The following is an 18,573-nucleotide window of genomic DNA, read 5'->3' on the forward strand; positions in this document are numbered from 1 at the left end:
GGAGATGTTGGGCGGGGTGTGGTTGTAGCAGGCGGGGTGCACGGCCGCGAGCGGGCATGCGCCGGTGAACGTCCTCGTCCTCAGCACTCGACAGCGTGCCGCTGCCGGTAGAAAACGGGATCAAATGCGGGTGTGACTGCACTTTCCCGACCTGGAAGCGGCGTTAGACTCGCCGGCCATGGGACTCCTCACCTTCAGTCTCAACCTCACCCTGGACGGTTGCGTCGACCACCGGGAGGGGATCGCCGACGACGAGACGCACGCCTTCTTCACCCGTCTCATGGACGAGAGCGGGGCAATGCTGTGGGGTCGCGTCACCTACGAGATGATGGAGAGCTACTGGCCGGCCGTCGCCCTCGACCACGAGGACGCACCGCCGGCCATGCGCGAGTGGGCGGTCAAGCTGGGTGCCAAACCCAAGTACGTCGTGTCATCCGCGCGTACGGACTTCCCGTGGACCAACAGCCACCATATCGCCGGTGATCTGCGCGAGAGCGTGCAGAAGCTCAAGGACGCGACCCCGGCCGGGGTCCTCCTCGGAAGCGGCAAGCTCGCGACCGAGCTCGACCGGCTGGACCTGATCGACGAGTACAAGCTGGTCGTCCATCCCAGGATCGCCGGCCACGGCCCGACGCTGTACCAGGACGGGCTGCCCGGCACGCGCCAGCTCGAGCTGCTCTCGGCGAAGCCGCTCCGCAACGGCGCGGTGGCCATGCACTACCGCCGCGCGCGCTGAATCGCAGGAGCCCATCGCCGCCAGCTCACCGGCAACGCGACGTCCTCCTCGCGCTCGCCGCGCAGCGCCGAACGACTCCTCGAAGGCGAGCACCTTCGGGTTCACCGCCACCGGCGACGGCACCACTTCGGCCAGCAACATCACCTGCACCAGCCCCTGAGCGCGGCACTGCCCGGGCCCGGTGCCAACTGGCGCCGGGCCCGCGGTGGGCCGGGGGCGACGCACCTGGCTGCCACCCGCAGTTGTCATGGTCACCTTGTGGGGCCTTCTCGGCCCGTCGCGGGGTCGGTGGCCAACACGAGGTCTCCCACCCGGATGTTCGTTGATCGCGGCTTCAGGTCCGCTGCCCCGACGCGGCCGGGACCGCTGAGCGGATGCCGCGTCCGGCCCGACGAGCGACGGGACAGCAGACGTCCAGCCAGCGCGGCGGCGAGGCCGGCCAGCCCGGCCACCGCGAAGCCGCCCGCTGGCACGGAGACATCGATCGTCACCCCGACGATCAGGGATCCGACGGTCAAGCCCGCGCTCTGCGTCGAGGATTGCAGACCTGTCGCCTCACCCCGCACGCTGGCCGGCGCCAGCCGGCTCACCGCGTCGGACACCGTGGAAAGGGTCGGCGCGGTGAGCAGCCCGGCGGCGACGACGGCCGCGCACAACCAGGGCCAACTATGGGCGAGGCCGGCGGGAATCGTCACGAGCCCGAGCACGCCGAGCAGCAGCCACGTGGACAGCGGCCGCGGCAACGCGCCATAGATCAGCCCGCCCGCGACGGAGGCCACGCCGAACACGGCTACGACCAGGGCGGCCCAGGACACCTGACCTGCCTGCTCGAGCGTGGCGACAATGGCGAGGTCGACGCCGCTGAGCAGGGCCGTGGCACCGAACGCCGTCGTCAGGACGGCGATCATGCCGGTGCCCAGCCACTCCCGGCCCGGGGGCCGCCCGGCCGCGGCGGCGTCGGCCTCGTCATCGGCACGCAGCGGCGGGTTGAGCATGGCCATCCCGACTCCGCCGACCACGATCGCGGCCCCGACGCCCCACACCACCACACCCGGAGGCATCGTCGCCGCGCACAAGATCACTACGGCCGGGCCCACCAGGTACGACAGCTCGCCCTGCACCGATTCCAGCGCGAACGCGGGCCGGCGCTGGTCTGCCGTCGTCATCGCGGCGATCGCCTGCCTGCTCACCGCCTGGGCGGGCACCATCAGCAGATTCGCCGCGAAGGCGGTGCCGAGCAGGATCCCGAACGGCAGGATCGGCACGCTCAGCCAGAACGCGACCTGCGCCAGGACCGTTACGAGCAGCACGGTACGCGCGCCCCGCCGGTCGATCAGGCGACCAAGCAGTGGCCCGCCCAACGCCATGCCGGCGGTCACACTCGCCCCGACGCCACCCGCGGCCGCGTAGCTCATGTCCAGGCCCAGTACGACATACATCGTCAGCGCCATCACGTCAGCCGAGATCGCGATCCTGGCGAGCAGCGAAACGCCCAACAGCGACGCCATCCCCGGCACGGCGAGCACCTGTCGGTATCTGGTCACCTGCGGGACGCTAAGTCATCCGTCGGTACCTCGGAAGTGGCCAACTTCTTGGGTCTGCCATAATGAATTCTTATGGCCAGGGATCTCGAGACGGTGTTGCTGCGGTCGTTCGTCACCGCCGTGCGGGCGGGCAGCATCAGCCGTGCCGCGTCCGCGCTCGGGCACACCCAGCCCGCGCTCAGCCAGCAGTTGCGCAAGCTCGAGAGCGCCGTCGGCCGTCCGCTGCTCTACCGGTCGCCGTCCGGGGTCTCGCCGACCCGGGCGGGTGAGGAACTCCTGCCGTACGCCGAGCGCATCCTCTCGCTCTCCGCACAGGCCCTCACCGAAACCGGGCGCGCGCTCACCGGCCGCTGCGGCGTCGGGTTGCTCGAAGACCTCGCAGCGTCCCGGCTCCCCCAGGCCCTCGCCGACCTCGCCGGGCTGCACCCCGGCGCCACGCTGGAGGTGCTGATCCTTCCCAACGCGGCGATGCGAGAGGCCTATGACACGGGCCGCGTCCAACTCGTGCTCGACGAGATACCGAGCCTTCCCGGGCCGGCACGTTGGACGGTACGCCGCCCGCTGGTCTGGGCGATCGGCCAGGGTGTGGACGTGGCTGCCGATTCGCTGCCGGTGGTGCTGTTCTCGAACCCGTGCTTCTGGCGTACGTCGGTGCTGGAAACGCTCGACCGCGCCGGTCGGCGCTGGCGGGTCGCGTTCGAAAGCAACAGCCTGGTCGGCGTGCTCGCCGCGGTACGGGCCGGGCTCGGCGTCGCGGCGCTCATGCCCGCGAACCTCGAACCGGTCATGGCCTGCCATGACGCAGACGCCCTGCCCACCCTGCCGGACGTCGAGCTCGGTCTCGCACGGCACCCGCGAACCGAAGGTGATCCGCTGATCGACGCCGTGGAGACCGCGCTTCGACGCATGATCTGAGGCCCGCAGCTGCGGCGACGAGGCGGTGGCCCTGCGGGCGGCGGCGGCAGCGACACCCACGGCCCCGGCCGGCACGTGCGCGACGAGCCGGCGTTCCTGGACCAGCTACCACCTACGCCCTCGATGACCACAGCATGTGGCTGTCCGAACCGAGCGCGCCTTTCGGGCACTCGGCGATGCGGTGGATCGCGTCGCCCGGGGCGTCACTACCGGCGCGACGCGAACGGGTGACGCGGCCGGTCAGGCCGGCGCCGCTTCGCCGATCGCCTGGTCCAGGATTTCCAGACCGAGGGCCAGTTCCTCTCGCGTCGCGGTGAGGGGTGGTGCGATCCGGAAGGTGCTTCCCATGCCGGGCAGCTGCACGACGTTCATATGGAGGCCGAGTTCGAGGCAGCGGCGGGTGACGTGGGCGCCGAGGGCGTCCGAGCCCTCTCGCGTCTCCCGGTCGACGACGAGTTCGATCCCCTGCATCAGGCCACGCCCCCGTACGTCGCCCACCACGTCGTGTCGGTCTCTGATGTCCAGCAGGCCGGCGCGCAGGAACTCGCCGAGTTCTCGGGCCCGTACGTCCATCTGCTCCTGTTCGAGGACGTCGAGCACGGTGTTGCCGACGGCGGCGAGGAGGGGGTCGGACACGTGGGTGGTGTAGAAGAGGTAACCCCGCTCGTGTGCCCGTTGTTCGATCTCTTCTGTCGTGATCATCGCGGCGAGCGGTAGGCCGGCGCCCAACGTCTTGGACAGCGTGAGGATGTCGGGCACTATGCCATCGCGTTGGAAGGCGTACCACGTGCCGGTGCGGCACAGACCGGTCTGTGCCTCGTCGACGATCAGCAGCATGCCGCGCTCACGGCACTTGCGTGCCAAGGCCACGAAGTAGCCCGGCGGCGGTTCGATGACGCCGCCAGAGCTGAGGATCGGCTCGACGATGCACGCCGCGAGACTTCCCGATGACTGGGCATCGACGAGGGCGAAGCCGTAGTCGAGCTGGCGCTGCCAGTCCAACTCGCCGTCGGGGGTGGTGAAGTCGGGGCGGTACGGGTTGGGCGTGGGAATGGCGAAGTTTCCCGGCGTGGGCCCGTAGCCCCGGCGGCCGGCGCTGTACGTTGCGGCGGCCGCGGCGTGGGTCATGCCGTGCCACGACTTGGCGAAGGCGACGATCTCGTGTTTGCCCGTCACGAGCTTAGCCATCCGGATGGCCGCCTCGTTCGACTCGGCGCCGGTCGTCAGCAGCAGCGCCTTCTCCAACGGCGCGGGGAGGGACTCGGCGAGCCGGCGCGCGAGGTCGACGACCGAGCGGGACAGCATGCCGCTGAACAGGTGGTCCAGCCTCCCGATCTCCCGCTGCACCGTCTCGACGATCGCGGGATGGCTGTGCCCGAGGATGGCGCTCATCTGACCCGAGGTGAAGTCCAGGACCTGCCGGCCGTCAGCGGTGTACACGAAGCTACCGGCCGCTCGTTCGATGATCTCGGGCGTGAACGAACCGCCGTAGCGCACCAGGTGACGGGCAGCGTCGGACCAGAACTGTTCGGCGGTACTCCGCTCGGTGGTCAGCGTCATACGCCTCACGATAGGAGCGTTCGTTATGCACGAAAAGCTCATGTTTCTGGCTACGCTGTGCGGAGTTCGCGCACAAGGAGTTTCCGATGCGGCTCAACACAGCACGCCTGGAGATGCTCAGCCTGCTGGACGGCCTCGGCACCATGCGGGCCGTCGCCGCGGCCCTGCACATGAGTCCGTCGGCAGTGTCGGCACAACTGGCGACCCTGGAGGCGGAGACCCAGACCGAACTGCTGCGGCGCAGCGGCCGACGGGTACAGCTCACGCCCGCCGGGCATACGCTCGCCCGGCACGCCCGCATCATCCTGGACCAGGTCAAGGCTGCTGAGGCGGATCTCCAGGGCCGCTCCGGAGAACCGACGGGGCCGGTGCGCCTCGCGGCCTTCTCCAGCGCCATCCGGACCGTCGTCATTCCGCTCGCCGCGCGGCTCCGGGAGGCGCATCCCAGGATCGAGCTCGAGGTCACCGAACTGGACCCGCAGGCCAGCCATCCGGCCCTGCGCCGCGGCGACTACGACATTATCGTGGCCGCAGACTTCATCGACGGATCCATGCCGCTGCATCCTGACGTGCACACCATTCCCCTGCTCACCGATGCCATCGTGCTCGTGCTGCCGCGGCCGCAGGCTGGGTCCGACGCACCGGCGGATCTGGCCGACTTCGCCGAGGCGGCCTGGTCCATCGACATGCCCGGCACGTACCTGTCCAACCTCGTGACGAGCACCTGCCGACAAGCCGGCTTCGAGCCAGTCGTGGCTGGCCGCTTCGCCAGCTATGAGCTGCTGCTGGCGCATGTCGAAGCCGGGCTGTCCGTGTCGCTCCTGCCCGAGCTTGCCGTGGACCGGCGCTACGACGTCGCCACCCGCCCGCTCCGCCGGCCGTTGACCCGCCACGTCTACGCGGCCGTTCGCGGCCGATCAACTCTCACCGCAGCGAGCCAGATCGTCCTCCACGAACTTCGCAAGCTCTCCACGACACCGCTAACTCGGCGTGAACGGATACCGGCCGGGGAAGGTCCCAACCGGGTCGGGTACGGAACGTCGCAGGACGCCCTCGGCAACCGGCACGCCGGCGAGGACGGTACGCAGCCGGTCGACGTCCGGTCGCCTCCACCGGCCAGGGCGTCGTGACGGTGCAGGTCACGGCAGGTGAACCCTGGCGCGCCAGTGCCGCGGCGCCCGCCGCGTCGGTTGTGAAAGTCGCTGTCCCGTTGTCGGGCACAGTGATAGGAAGCCGGGGTGCACAGACTCCTCACGTTCTCTGATCATCTGCGGCTGATTGACGAACGGTCGACCGCCTTCCGCGCCGCGGTCGCTGCGGCGCCCAGCCTCGACGTGCCGGTGCCGAGCTGTCCGAGGTGGACGCTGTTCGATCTCGTGCAGCACCTGGGCATGGGCCGCCGCAGGTCGGCCGCCATCGTCGCCGCAGGGCCGGCCGACGCTCCCCCGGAGAAGTCCGCTTGGGAGGACGGCACGGGTGCGCCTCGGGAACGCGAGGCTCTCCTGGCCTGGTGGACCGAGTCCGTCGAGCGACTGACGAGCGCGCTGCGCGAGGCCGGCCCGGACCGTGGTTGTTGGACGTGGTGGGGTGACTCGCAGTCACCGCAAACCTCCGGCGCATGGGCCCGGCGTCAGGTTCCCGAGATCGCGGTGCACACCTACGATGCCCAGCTCACCGTGGGTGCCCCGCAGCCACTGCCGGACGAGGTCGCCCTCGACGGTTTCGACGACTGTCAGTTCACCCTCTGCTCGACGGATGTCGCCTGGCCGCACGAACCCGCCGTCGTCGATTACTACGCCACCGAAGGCCGCTCTTGGCGCCTTCGGCTGTCCCGCGACGGCGCATCGGCCGCCCGCCTCGGCGCGTTGGCTGCCAGCGAGGACCCGGACCCGGCCGACGCCTCCGCCCGGGGCACGGCCAGTGACCTGGTCCTGTTCTTTTGCGGCCGCATATCGCCGGATTCTCCGCAGCTGGAGCTGGACGGCGACCGTCGCATCTTCGACCAGCTCATCGCCTGGGACCCGTCCGTGTAACAACGATCCCTTCATCCTGCGTAGGCCGCGTTCTCGGCGTGGTGCAGAACCAGGATCGCGGTGGCGCGGTGTGGGCAACAGCGCAGTTTCGTCAGAACGCGCGGAGCCTAGTCGACGTTCGATCCATCCCGTACCGACTCCGGCAAAAATCCCCCAGCGGGTCATCGGCGCAATTAGCGTGAGCGTCACCCTTCCAGTCAGGTCGGGCGGCGCGGACAACCCACAGGACCTGGCGGCAGCAGATCGGAGGCAGCATGGACAACTGGTTCATCTCAGAAGCGGTGTCACGCAGTGCGGAATCCGAAACGGATCGGCGAAGGCTTGCGGCCTTGGTAGATCCAGGGACGTGCGAAGCCGACCCGGCCGGTGGTGGCGGCTCGCCGAGCGACGCGGCAATCCTCAACTTCGCGCTCAATCTCGAATATCTCGAAGCTGAGTTCTACCTCCGTGCGACGACGGGGTCCGGTCTTCCGGACGAGATGACCACCGGCGCCGGGGTCCGTGGTGAGGTGTCCGGTGGTGCATCGGTCAACTTCAGCAGCAAGTTCGTGCAGAGGTTCGCGAAGGAGATCGCCTCCGACGAGATGCAGCATGTGGCCTTCTTGCGATCCGCGCTCGGCGATTCCGCTGTTGCTCGTCCCGCGATTTCGTTGGACACGAGCTTTACCGCGGCGGCGACTGCCGCTGGTCTGGTCAAGCAAGGCGAAACGTTCGATCCGTACGCCAACGACCTCAACTTCCTCTTTGCGGCGTTCCTCTTCGAAGACGTCGGGGTGTCGGCCTTCAAAGGATCCGCGTCGCTGTTGTCGAACAAGACGTACCTTGATGCGGCAGCCGGGCTGCTGGCCACCGAGGCTTACCACGCGGGGATTGTTCGCTCCGCTCTCTACAGCGCTGGGCTCACCGACGACACGGTATTTGACTCGGTACAGAAGATCTCCGACGCGCGTAACAGTCTTGATGGTCCGACGGACGACGACCAGGGTGTCGGCACAGCGGCGGACCCGAATTTCATCCCCACGGACGAAAACGGGATGTGCTACGGCCGGTCGGCTCAATCCGTTTTGAACATCGCGTACTTGAGCCCGACCCCGACGGCTTCGGGTGGTTTCTATCCAGCCGGCATGAACGGCGAGATCGCGGTGGGCGCCGGAGCGGCCTGAGGGGGTCGAGTCGCCCGAGGATGTCAGCACGGCAAGGCCGACGATCGGGGCCCGCGAGGACGTCGCGTTGCCCGCTCAGGCGCGCCGGGGCGCACCCGTTGCGTGCCGGCGCGACCGCCTCAGCTACCCGGCGGCCTCCGCCCGCATCGCGCGGACGGCCTCCCCCGCGAACAGGCAGGCCGCCCCGTGGCCGAGGCCGACCTCGGCGAGAACCGGGTCGGTCCGGGCGCACTCGGCCCGGGCCTGCGGGCACCGCGTCCGGAACCGACAGCCACCGGGCGGATCGATCGGGCTCGGGATGTCACCGGAGAGGATGATCCGGCGACGGCTCCGCTCCACCGCCGGGTCGGCCACCGGAATCGCCGACAGCAGAGCGGCCGTGTACGGATGGGCGGGCTCCCGCCAGATCTGCGCCGGCGTACCGCTTTCCACGATCCGGCCGAGGTACATCACGGCCACCCGATCGCTCATGTGCTCGACGGCGGCGAGGTCGTGGGCGATGAACAGATAGGTCAGCCCCAGATCCCGCTGCAGGCCCCGCAGCAGGTTCATGATCTGCGCCTGCACGCTGAGGTCCAGCGAGGCGATCGGCTCGTCGAGGACGATCAGGTCCGGCTCGCCGGCCAGGGCGCGGGCAATGCCCACCCGCTGCCGCTGGCCGCCGGAGAGTTCGTGCGGGTGCCGGTCGGCGAGGTCGCGGCGCAGGCCGACCATGTCGAGCAGGTCCGCGACCCGCCCACGGCGGGCGGCACCTCCGTCGGTGAGACGGTGCACGATCAACGGCTCGGCTACGCTCGCGCCGACCGTGTGCCGGGGGTCGAGGGAGGCCTGCGGATCCTGGAACACCATGGCGACCCGGCGGCGCAGTCCGCGCAGCCGGCGCCGGGACCACCGGGTGACGTCCTGTCCGGCCACCCGGACTCGACCGGAGGTGGGGTCGACCAGGCGCAGCAGCGCCAGGCCGGTGGTGGACTTGCCGCTGCCGGACTCGCCGACCAGACCCAGCGTCTCGCCACGGCGCACCCGCAGCGACACCCCGTCGACGGCGCGCACCACGCCGGCCGGCGTCGGGAACCACACCGTCAGGTCGTCCAGTTCGGCCACCACGTCGGCCGTCGCGCTGTCCGTGGTCATTCGTCCTCCCGGTCGGGCCGGTGCGGGTAGAAAGTCCGGACCTGGTGCTGCGGGGACACGGGGACCAGCGGCGGCAGCTCGTGCTCGCACCGGGCGTCCCCCCGCACCGGGCAGCGGGACCAGAAGGCGCACCCGGCCGGCAGGTCCAGGGGGCTGGGCGGCGAACCCGGAATCGTCACCAGGTCGGCGCCACCGGCGTCCGGGTCGGGTCGCGCCGCGAGCAGCGCGGCGGTGTACGGGTGCGCCGGCTCGGCGAAGACGGCGTCGACGGGCCCCTGTTCGACGATGCGCCCGCCGTACATGACGGCCACCGTGTCCGCGGTGCCGGCGACGACGCCGAGGTCGTGGGTGATCCAGACGACGGCCGTTCCCATCCGCCGCTGCAGGTCGGCGACCAGCTCGACGATCTGGGCCTGCGTGGTGACGTCGAGGGCGGTGGTCGGCTCGTCGGCGATCAGCAGGTCCGGTTCGCAGGACAGCGCCATCGCGATCACCACCCGCTGGCGCATGCCGCCGGAGAGCTGGTGCGGGTACGCGTCCACCCGCTCCGCGGCGGACGGGATGCCGACGAGATCGAGCAGTTCGACGGCGCGGGCCCGGGCGGCGCGCCGGGTCAGGCCGAGGTGTTCCTCGCCGGCCTCGCCGATCTGGCGACCCACGGTCAGCACCGGGTTGAGCGAGGTCATCGGGTCCTGGAAGACGAAGCCGACGTGCCGGCCGCGCAGCCGCCGCCGACGCTGCTCGGGCAGCCCGACGAGGTCCGTGCCGAGCAGGTGCACGCGCCCGGTGACGCGGGCGGAGCGGGGCGCGAGACCGGTGGCGGCGAGCACGCTCATGCTCTTGCCGCTGCCCGACTCGCCGACCAGGGCGAGGGTCTCCCCTGCCCGCACCGACCAGTCGACGCCGGCGACCGCGCGGGCCGGTCCCCGGCGCGTGCCGATCGTGACGGTCAGGTCCGCGACGGCAAGTACGGGCGGGTCGCTCATCCGGCGTTCCTCCTCGCCTCGCTGACGGTGAGCTGGCGGGGGTCGAGCACGTCCCGCAGCGCGTCCCCGACCAGGTTGAAGGCGAGGACGGTGGCGAAGATCGCGACCCCGGGGAACACTCCCAGCCACCACGCCTCGGTGACGAAGCCCCGTCCGTCGTAGAGCATGCGGCCCCAGGCCGGCGCGGGCGGTTGGACGCCGAGACCGAGGAAGGACAGTGCCGCCTCGGACAGGATCGCGAAGGCCAGCGACAGCGAGGTCTGCACGATCAGCGGCGCCGCGATGTTGGGCAGCACGTGCCGGCGCATGATGCGCAGGTCGGACGCCCCGGTGGCGACCGCCGCCCGGACGAAGACCTGCTCGCGTACGGAGAGCACGCCGGCGCGCGTGACCCGGGCGAAGATCGGGGTGTACACCACACCGATGGCGATCATGGCGGTGACCAGGCCCGGCCCGAGCACCGCGACGATGGCCACGGCGAGCAGCAGGACCGGGAACGCGAACAGCACGTCCATGCACCGCATGAGCACGTTGTCGAGCCACCCCCGGTAGTAGCCGGCGAGCAGGCCCAGGGTCACGCCCACGGCCAGGGCGATGCCCACGCTGACCGCGCCGACCTGGAGCGAGACCCGGGCGGCGACCAGGACGCGGCTGAGCACGTCCCGGCCGAGTTCGTCCGTGCCGAAGGGATGGGACCAGCTGGGCGGCTGGAGCATCTGGTCGACGTCGACCTCGTTGATGCCCGAGGGCGCCAGCCACGGTCCGGCCACGCCCACGACGACCAGCAGCGCGAGGACGGCGCTGCCGGTCACGGCCAACGGGTCGCGGCGCAGCGCCGCCAGCGCCCGGCGTGACGTCGAGTCACCGGCACCGCTCATCGCACCCGAATCCTCGGGTCGAGGCGGGCGTAGAGGATGTCCACCAGGAGGTTGATCAGCAGGAACAGCGCGGCCACCAGCAGGATCGCGCCCTGTAGCACGGGATAGTCCCGGGCCTGCACCGCGTCGTAGGTGAGCCGACCCACGCCGGGCCAGGCGAACAGCACCTCGATCACGATCACGCCGCCGAGCAGGCTGGCCAGTTGCACCGCCACCACGGTGACCACCGGGATCAGCGCGTTGCGCAGGACGTGCCGCAGCACGACCACCCGGGTTCGCAGGCCCTTCGCTTCGGCCGTGCGGACGTAGTCCTCGGAGAGGACCTCCAGCACCGAGGAGCGGATGAACCGGGTGAGGATCGAGGCGGTGACCAGTCCGATCGTGACCGCCGGCAGGACCACGTGGGAGGCCCACCGGCCGGGGTCGTCGGTGAGGGCCACGTAGCCGGAGGGCGGCAGCCAGCCGAGCACCCCGGCGAAGAGCAGGATGCCCATGATGCCCATCCAGAAGTCCGGCACCGAGACCCCGAACTGGCTGAACACCCGGGCCGCGTGGTCGAACAACGACCCGCTGCGCAGGGCCGAGAGCACGCCCAGCGGGAAGGCGACAAGCAGCGCGAAGACGACCGCGGTGACGGCCAGCGACAGCGTCGCGGGCAGCCGTTCCAGCACGATCGACGTGACCGGCCGTCCGCTGCGGAAGCTGACGCCGAGGTCGCCGGTCAGGGCGTGCCCGACGTAGCTGGCGTACTGCACCGGCAGCGGGCGGTCCAGGCCGGCCCGGGCCCGCAGCGCCTCGTACGTCTCCGGGTCGAAGCGGGTACCGAGCGCGACCCGGACGGGGTCACCGGGCACGAGTTGCAGCAGCAGGAACACGACCAGCGTCACGCCGAGCAGCACGACGCCGGACTGCAGCAGCCGCCGCACGACGAAGCGGGTCACCAGACGTCCCCCGTCGGCTCACCGGGCGAGGGCGACGTCGCGGAATCGGATCGCCCGGTCGGTGCGTACCTCGTAGCCGGTGACCTGCTTCGACCAGCCCTGCACGACGTCCGGGTTGTAGAGGTAGATGTAGCTGGCGTCGTCGACGATCTGCTTGGCCACCTGCTCGTACTGCCGCTTGCGGGTGGCCTGGTCGGTCTCGGTCCGGGCCTGGTCGAGCAGCTTGTCCACGCTGGGGTTGCGGTATCCGTGGAAGTTGAAGGTCCCGCCGCTGTGGTGCTGGGCGTAGTAGAACTCGTCGGGGTCGATGTTGCCCAGCCAGCCGAGCATGAACGAGTCGAAGTTGCCCTTGCCCTGTTCGTCGAGCCACTGGGCGAAGTCCAGCGTACGGATCTTGACGGTGATGCCGACGTCCTTGAGCTGCGCGGCGATGACCTGCGCGGCGGTGACCGTCTCCGGGTACTCGCTGGTGACCATCAGGTCCATGGTCAGACCGGTGACGCCGGCCTGCTGGAGCAGTTGCTTCGCCTGGTCCGGGTCGCGCCGGTACGGGGCGTAGTCGTAGTAGAAGGCGCTGTCCTTCGGTATGGCGGTCTGGTTGACGGTCGCCAGCCCGAACTTGGCAGCCTTGGTGATCGCCTCGCGGTCGAGCGCGAAGGCGACCGCCCGGCGTACGTTCACGTCGCCGTACGGCTTGCGGGCCTGGTTCAGCGCCAGGTACCAGTAGTCGGTCGACGGCACCGAGCGGACGGTGAGGTCGTCGCCGTCGCGCAGCGCCGGCACCTGCTGAGGCGGCAGGTTGTCGGTCCACTGCACCTCGCCACCGCGCAGGTTCTGCAGGGCCACCGTCGGGTCCTTGACGAACGTGAAGGTGACCCCGTCCAGCTTGGGCTTCGTGCCCCAGTAGCCGTCGTTGCGAGTCAGCTTGATGCTGTCGCCGGAGGTGTACGAGGCCACCGTGAAGGGACCGCTGCCGACCGGCTTCGTCTTCACCGCACCGGACTCCACGTTGGATTTCTCGACGATCGCCACCCCCTTGAAGCCGCCGAGGTTGGCGAGCAGGTTCGGCGTGGGCGCGGTCAACGTGACGACGACGGTCGTGGGGTCGGGCGCCGTCACCGACTTGACGGTGGCGAACCGGTACGACGCGTTCAGCTTCTCCTTCATGATCCGGTTGTACGAGTAGGCCACGTCCTCAGAGGTAAGCGGCGAACCGTCGGAGAAGGTCACCCCCTCGCGGAGGGTGAAGGTCCAGGTGAGCTGGTCGTCGCTGGTGGTCCACTTGGTCGCCAGCGACGGCTTCATCTCCAGGTTCGCGTCCGGCTCGACGAGCGTGTCGTAGACGTTCTCGAGCACCTGAAAGCTGTGGTACGCGGAGGTCTTGTGCGGGTCGAGCTGGTCGGGCTCGCCGCTGATGGCGGCGACGAGGACGCCCCCGGCAGAGGCACCCGACTCTCCCGCGCCGTCGACATCGACGCCCTCCCCCGCGGTGCACCCGGTCAGCACACCGAGCGTCAGGGTGAGTGCGGCGCCGGCCACCCGGAATCTGGTGCTGGACATGGTCCCCCCTGGATTCTTCCCGGCAAAGTGAACGATCGTGCGAGTCTCGTCCCCAAACTGGAGGATGTCAACAAAGGCGACGAATTGCCTGCCCCCGCAAACCCGGCGTCGATCCCCCCTTCGCCCCACGCTAACCGCAGAGCCACGCCTCGACAGCCCCGGATTGCCTCCCGCCACGGGATCCGGCCGGCCTGCTTCGTCACCATCGGGCGGCCAGCACTTCACCACGGCGCTGGCTACGAGTCCCTCGGGCGCTGTTGCTTCACGGGCTGGTCGGACAGCGAGCGAGCTTGTACCCACAGCGCCCCGTGTTGGCGTACCGGCCAACGTGCACAGCCAGATGCAGATGTGCGTGCACACTGCAGATGGTCGAGGCACATCCGAACCTCCAACCGGCCGCGCGAGGCGGCCAGCGGATTCAGCGAGACCTACAGGAGCAGGCGGGCTCTCGTTCACCTCCGTCGCCAGGCGTTCTCATCGACCCGACGCCGCTGCCTAAAGGTGGTGTGAGGAATCTTGGCGTGACTTGCGGACGAGGCGGGCAAGGCCACGGCCGCCGGCGTAGAGCAACCAACCCAGCCAGGCCACCAGGCCCGCACAGGTGGCCAGGACCGCCGGCGCGGCGACAATCTCCGGCAGCGGCATCGCCGAGGGCGGTAGGAGCGCCATGACGAACATGCCGATGAAACCGGCCATCCAGACCGACATGATCGCCCAGCCACCGACGCCGCCGATGACCACCCGATCCAGTTCCGTGCGGGCGGTATGGTTGGTCGGTTCCGCGGCCAGTACCGCGCTGATGCGCCCGGCGGCTGCCGCCAGCCGCCCTTGGGTGGCCGCGACGCGAGCGAGCCCGCTGAGCGCTTCTTTGTGCTCCCGGTCGAGCGCCAGCGCCCGGCGGTAGGACCGGTTGGCGAACATGTTCCAGTCGACCGAGTGGAACATGAGTGCCCGGATGTAGTGCGGGCCGGCCGCCTCCGGGGCCAGGCCCACGGCTCGCTTGATCGTCCGGAACGCAGAGCGCGGCCCCGAACCCCGGTCTTCTGGACCACCTCGCTGAAACGTGACACTGGTGCCAGCTCCACGACGCGGAAGGAGTCGCCCACAACGTCCAGCGCGCTTCAGGGATTGCATAACGCCCGGGTAGGGTGCTGTTGTGGTACTTCCGCCTACGCCAGCGGCGGACGGATCGCCCTTCCGGGACGACGCCGACATTGCACCGCGGCCCGCATCGAACCTCGAATATACCCCGCCCGGAACGGGTCACCGCGGAGGCGGCCGATCCCGTCCGGGAGCGATGCTGATCGACGAGTTCGAACTTGACGAGCATGGCCGACCGTCGCAGCCGCTCCACATCCTCGACCTCGACGCCCTAACACCCGACCAGATTTACGAAGCCATCAGGGCGAACAGCGGTCGCACGCCGGTGTTGGTCGGCGTAACCCACGCGCGACCGTCCCAGTCGGCCGCTCCCCTCTTGGAGGCGCTCACCTGCACGCTGGTCGCGGCGCCCGGAACCGCGGACCGTGACCTTCCCCGCACGTGCGTGGCCGTCCCCGATCTGGAGGAGGCTATCGCGGCCTTGCAGGCCACCGCGCTGGCCTGTCCGTACGCCACGCTCACCCTGGCCGACCTGCTGCGGATCACCACCGGGACGACCGTCGCCGACGGCCTGGTCGCGGAGTCGCTGGCCTACTCGATGCTGCTGGCCGGACCGGAGTTCCTCGCCTGGCGTGAGCGCACGCCTCGACGGGCCGTCGCTGCCAGCGAGGAGGCGGTACAGCTCTTCCGGGCCGGCGACACACTCCGCGTGATGCTGAACAGACCCGAGCGGCACAACGCCTTCGATCGGGGTATCCGCGACGGCATCGCCGACGCCATGCGGCTGGCGGAACTCGACGACTCAATCACCGCCATCGAGCTCTGCGGCGCCGGGCCTTCCTTCTCCAGCGGTGGCGACCTCGACGAGTTCGGCACCACCCCGAACGTGGCCGCCGCCCACCTGATCCGGCTGCGGCAGAGCGCCGGATATGCCCTACACCGTGTCGCCGACCGGGTCCGCGCGACCTTACACGGCTCCTGCATCGGCGCCGGCATCGAGGTCCCAGCGTTCGCCAACAGGGTCGAAGCCCGCGACGACGCCCGCTTCCACCTTCCCGAGCTGCGCATGGGCTTGGTGCCCGGGGCGGGCGGAACGGTGAGTATCACTCGCCGCATCGGCCGTTGGCGCACCGCCTACCTCGCGCTGTGGGCCGAGCCGGTGGGGGTCGAGACGGCACTCGCGTGGGGGCTGGTGGACGCGCGTGCCTGAGGTGCGGCCGCTGCCGCTGGCTGGCTTCCCGGTCGGCATCGCCGGTACGAGCCGAGCTGCGGTCCTGGCTCGCGAACTGCTCAGCAGCCTCGGCGCCGGGCCCGGCGTCGGTTCCGATCCCATGATTGACCTCGCCGACGCCCCGACACCGTCGGCCGACTGGGCCGCATCCGGTGCCATGGCACTCACCGGCCGCGCCGACGGTCCGCCGCTCATCGCGCCGGGCTCGCCTGCCACGGCAGTCCGCGCCGCGCTCGCGGTCTTCGCCGCGTTGACGCGGGCCCGCACCGACCGGGACCCGGAACTCCCGGGACCGGGGCTGCTCGCTGAACGGGCCTCGATCGCGGGCTTCACGAGACGGGGCCCGATCTCCTGCGGGGGCGCGTTCCGGATCCTGCCCACTGCTGACGGGTGGCTCGGCATCTCCCTGCCCCGCGCGGATGACCTAGAACTCGTCCCCGCTCTGATCGAGAAAGCAGCGGTGGCGATCAGAGAGCCGTGGGCCGACGTGGCCGCCTGGGCCGCATGTAAAGAAGCATCCGCGGCGGCCGACCGAGCCCAGTTACTCGGAATCGCGGCCGGGGCCGTACCCCGCTCGACGTCTGACGACGAACAGCTGCGTCACCGGAGGCAGCTCGCCGGATCCGATCGCACCGCCGTGCTTTTCACCCGGGGCGGACCACGCGCCAGTCCGCCGGGCCGCCGCGACCACCCGCCTCTGGTCGTGGACCTCACCTCTCTCTGGGCAGGGCCGCTCTGCGCGCACCTGCTCGGCCGCGCCGGGGCCCAGGTCGTGAAGGTGGAGGGGGTACAGCGTCCGGACGGCGCGCGTTCGGGGCCGCGCGCCTTCTTTGACCTCCTGCACGGTGGCCACTTGGCGGTGGCGCTGGACCTGAGTGAGCAGGACGGCGTGGCGACGCTGGCGGCGCTCGTGCGGCACGCCGACCTGGTCCTCGAGGCATCGCGGCCGCGGGCGATGCGGCAGTTGGGAATCGACGCCGAGGCGGTCGTCGCGGGTGGGACCACCTGGGTTTCCATCACGGCGTATGGCCGGACCGGACCCTGGGAGCATCGGATCGGTTTCGGCGACGACGTGGCCGCGGCGGCCGGCCTCGTGGTACGCGACAGAGGCGAACCCCTGCCGTGCGCGGACGCGATCGCTGACCCATTGACCGGGGTATACGCCGCTGCGGCCGCGGCCGCGGCGCTGCTCAGCGACCACGCGTGGCTTGTCGACGTCGCTATGCGCGACGTAGCGGCGCTCGCCGCCCAGGGACCGCCTCATCCGCCCGAGAACCTGGCGGTCAGCGCTCCGGTGGCCCGGCGGCCATCCGCCGCCGCCCATGCGCTCGGCGCGGATACCGAGGTCGTACTGCGCCGGCTGGGGCTGCGATGAGTCTGTTCCTCGCCAACGTCGAGGTCGACAGCCGGTCGGTCGCCGTCCGCATCGAGGCGGGCGTGGTAGCCGCGATCGGGCCGAGCGTGAAGCCCGACGTCGGCGACGATGTGGTCGATGGCCGCGGCGGCGCGTTGATTCCCGGTCTGCACGACCACCATATGCACGTGCTTGCTACGGCGGCGGCGGCAGCGTCGGTCGAGTGCGGCCCGCCCCGGGTCGCGCACCTCGAGCAGCTCCGGCGAGCGCTGGCTCGGGCGTCCGCGACACTGCCAGATGGCGCCTGGCTGCGCGGCATCGGTTACCACGAGCAGGTCGCCGGCGACCTCGACCGGCGCGTGCTCGACACCCTGGTCCCCGACCGGCCCCTGCGGATCCACCATCGCAGCGGCGCCCTGTGGATGCTGAACTCTGCCGCTCTCAGTCTGGTCGCACCCGTACTCGACGAGAGCGCAGATGTGGAGCGGGACGACGCCGGAGCGCCGATCGGCCGGCTGTGGCGGTACGACGCCCGGCTTCGGGCGGCGATCCCCGAGGCTCCACCTCGTCTCGCTCCGGTCGGCGAACGGCTCGTCTCGTTCGGCATCACCGGCGTCACCGATGCAACCCCCGACCTCGACCGGCGAGGCGTGGACCTGCTCACCCAGGCGGTGTCGGACGGCGCCCTCCCGGTCCGGCTCCTGCTGCTCGGTTGGCAGGACGCAAGTGGGCTGCCGCAGACGATGGGTACCGGGCCCCAGAAACTGCTGCTGCGCGACCACGACCTGCCTCGGCTCGACGATCTGGTCAATGCCGTGGCAGCAGCCCATCGCCAGGGGCGTGCGGTTGCCATCCACTGTGTCTCCCGCGAGTCGCTCCTGCTCACGCTCGCTGCGCTGGAGGAGGCCGGCGCGGTGCCCGGTGACCGTGTCGAGCACGCGTCCGTGGTTCCGCCCGAGGTCCGGTCCTGGATGGCCCGGCTCGGGGTACGCGTGGTCACGCAGCCCGGGTTCGTGCACGCGAGAGGGGACGACTACCTGGCCGAGGTCGCTCGCGACGACCTGCCGTACCTGTACCCGTACGCGTCGTTGCTCGCCGCCGGAGTGCCGGTGGCCCCGTCGAGCGACGCGCCATTCGGCGACCTCGACCCCTGGTCTACCATCGCTGCCGCCAGCGCCCGCCTGACCCGGCGGGGCAGGCGGCTCGGCGTCGACGAGCGGGTCCCTGCCGGTACCGTCCTGGCGGGCTACCTGTCACCGCCCGAGGCACCCGGCGGTCCGCCGCGGGCAGTGCGTGCCGGGGCGGCGGCGGACCTGTGCCTGCTGCGCGAGCCGCTTGGCCGGGTACTCGCGCGGCCACACGCTGCCCTGGTCCGGATGACGCTCACCGGTGGCGTCGTGCGGTACGGCGGGTAGGCGGGGCCGGCCCGGCGTTGGA

General features: G+C 70.5%; 16 protein-coding genes. 8 read left to right on the top strand and 8 right to left on the bottom strand.

Annotated elements, in window-relative coordinates; all coding sequences use genetic code 11:
- Positions 1–178 precede the first annotated feature (178 nt).
- Positions 179–736, top strand: coding sequence for a dihydrofolate reductase family protein (locus tag EV376_RS23335; RefSeq protein ID WP_130326572.1), 558 nt, complete (start codon positions 179–181; stop codon positions 734–736).
- 251 nt (positions 737–987) lie between these two features.
- Here EV376_RS23335 and EV376_RS23340 read toward each other — a convergent pair whose 3' ends face one another.
- Positions 988–2,262, bottom strand: a complete 1,275-nt coding sequence (locus tag EV376_RS23340) for an MFS transporter (protein ID WP_207228334.1) — start codon at positions 2,260–2,262, stop codon at positions 988–990.
- 90 nt (positions 2,263–2,352) lie between these two features.
- Here EV376_RS23340 and EV376_RS23345 point away from each other — a divergent pair, with 90 nt between their 5' ends.
- Complete coding sequence (locus tag EV376_RS23345; protein ID WP_130326574.1) at positions 2,353–3,195, top strand: LysR family transcriptional regulator; 843 nt, start codon at positions 2,353–2,355, stop codon at positions 3,193–3,195.
- 240 nt (positions 3,196–3,435) lie between these two features.
- Here the strand turns inward: EV376_RS23345 and EV376_RS23350 are convergent, their stop codons facing one another.
- Positions 3,436–4,797, bottom strand: a complete 1,362-nt coding sequence (locus EV376_RS23350) for an aspartate aminotransferase family protein (RefSeq protein ID WP_486482770.1) — start codon at positions 4,795–4,797, stop codon at positions 3,436–3,438.
- A 44-nt stretch (positions 4,798–4,841) separates the two neighbouring features.
- On the opposite strand from EV376_RS23350, the gene EV376_RS23355 reads away from it, so the two are divergent.
- The 3 genes from EV376_RS23355 to EV376_RS23370 all read left to right on the top strand — a co-directional run bounded on the left by EV376_RS23355 (position 4,842) and on the right by EV376_RS23370 (position 7,951).
- Positions 4,842–5,885: a LysR family transcriptional regulator gene (locus tag EV376_RS23355; RefSeq protein ID WP_130326576.1), complete on the top strand. Its 1,044-nt coding sequence runs from the start codon at positions 4,842–4,844 to the stop codon at positions 5,883–5,885.
- Positions 5,886–5,993: 108 nt separating this feature from the next.
- The gene (locus EV376_RS23360; RefSeq protein ID WP_130326578.1) at positions 5,994–6,788 is read left to right on the top strand and encodes a maleylpyruvate isomerase N-terminal domain-containing protein; all 795 of its coding nucleotides are present in this window, start codon (positions 5,994–5,996) and stop codon (positions 6,786–6,788) included.
- Between the two features lie 254 nt (positions 6,789–7,042).
- On the top strand, positions 7,043–7,951 hold the full coding sequence (locus tag EV376_RS23370; RefSeq protein WP_130326580.1) for a ferritin-like domain-containing protein: 909 nt from the start codon (positions 7,043–7,045) through the stop codon (positions 7,949–7,951).
- 123 nt (positions 7,952–8,074) lie between these two features.
- Here EV376_RS23370 and EV376_RS23375 read toward each other — a convergent pair whose 3' ends face one another.
- From EV376_RS23375 to EV376_RS23400, 6 genes are all read right to left on the bottom strand, one after another.
- A complete protein-coding gene (locus EV376_RS23375) occupies positions 8,075–9,085 on the bottom strand; it encodes an ABC transporter ATP-binding protein (RefSeq protein WP_130326582.1) in 1,011 nt (336 codons plus the stop codon).
- Positions 9,082–10,071, bottom strand: coding sequence for an ABC transporter ATP-binding protein (locus tag EV376_RS23380; RefSeq protein WP_130326584.1), 990 nt, complete (start codon positions 10,069–10,071; stop codon positions 9,082–9,084). The genes EV376_RS23375 and EV376_RS23380 overlap by 4 nt, the downstream gene beginning before the upstream one ends.
- Entirely contained in the window at positions 10,068–10,949 is an 882-nt protein-coding gene (locus EV376_RS23385) for an ABC transporter permease (RefSeq protein ID WP_130326586.1), read from the bottom strand. The genes EV376_RS23380 and EV376_RS23385 overlap by 4 nt, the downstream gene beginning before the upstream one ends.
- The gene (locus EV376_RS23390; protein WP_130326588.1) at positions 10,946–11,890 is read right to left on the bottom strand and encodes an ABC transporter permease; all 945 of its coding nucleotides are present in this window, start codon (positions 11,888–11,890) and stop codon (positions 10,946–10,948) included. Before EV376_RS23390 ends, EV376_RS23385 begins: the two co-directional genes overlap by 4 nt.
- 18 nt (positions 11,891–11,908) lie before the next feature.
- A complete protein-coding gene (locus EV376_RS23395; protein WP_130326590.1) occupies positions 11,909–13,450 on the bottom strand; it encodes an ABC transporter substrate-binding protein in 1,542 nt (513 codons plus the stop codon).
- A 495-nt stretch (positions 13,451–13,945) separates the two neighbouring features.
- Complete coding sequence (locus tag EV376_RS23400; protein ID WP_130326592.1) at positions 13,946–14,395, bottom strand: tetratricopeptide repeat protein; 450 nt, start codon at positions 14,393–14,395, stop codon at positions 13,946–13,948.
- 352 nt (positions 14,396–14,747) lie between these two features.
- On the opposite strand from EV376_RS23400, the gene EV376_RS23405 reads away from it, so the two are divergent.
- Genes EV376_RS23405 through EV376_RS23415 form a run of 3 tightly spaced genes read left to right on the top strand, consistent with a single transcriptional unit; the run spans position 14,748 to position 18,551 of the window.
- Positions 14,748–15,761 (top strand): enoyl-CoA hydratase/isomerase family protein, encoded by a 1,014-nt coding sequence (locus EV376_RS23405; RefSeq protein WP_130326594.1) that lies wholly within the window; start codon positions 14,748–14,750, stop codon positions 15,759–15,761.
- Positions 15,754–17,157 (top strand): CoA transferase, encoded by a 1,404-nt coding sequence (locus tag EV376_RS23410; protein WP_207228336.1) that lies wholly within the window; start codon positions 15,754–15,756, stop codon positions 17,155–17,157. The genes EV376_RS23405 and EV376_RS23410 overlap by 8 nt, the downstream gene beginning before the upstream one ends.
- The gene (locus EV376_RS23415) at positions 17,154–18,551 is read left to right on the top strand and encodes an amidohydrolase family protein (RefSeq protein WP_130326596.1); all 1,398 of its coding nucleotides are present in this window, start codon (positions 17,154–17,156) and stop codon (positions 18,549–18,551) included. Before EV376_RS23410 ends, EV376_RS23415 begins: the two co-directional genes overlap by 4 nt.
- The last annotated feature ends 22 nt before the right edge of the window (positions 18,552–18,573 follow it).

Source organism: Micromonospora sp. CNZ295, assembly GCF_004217535.1.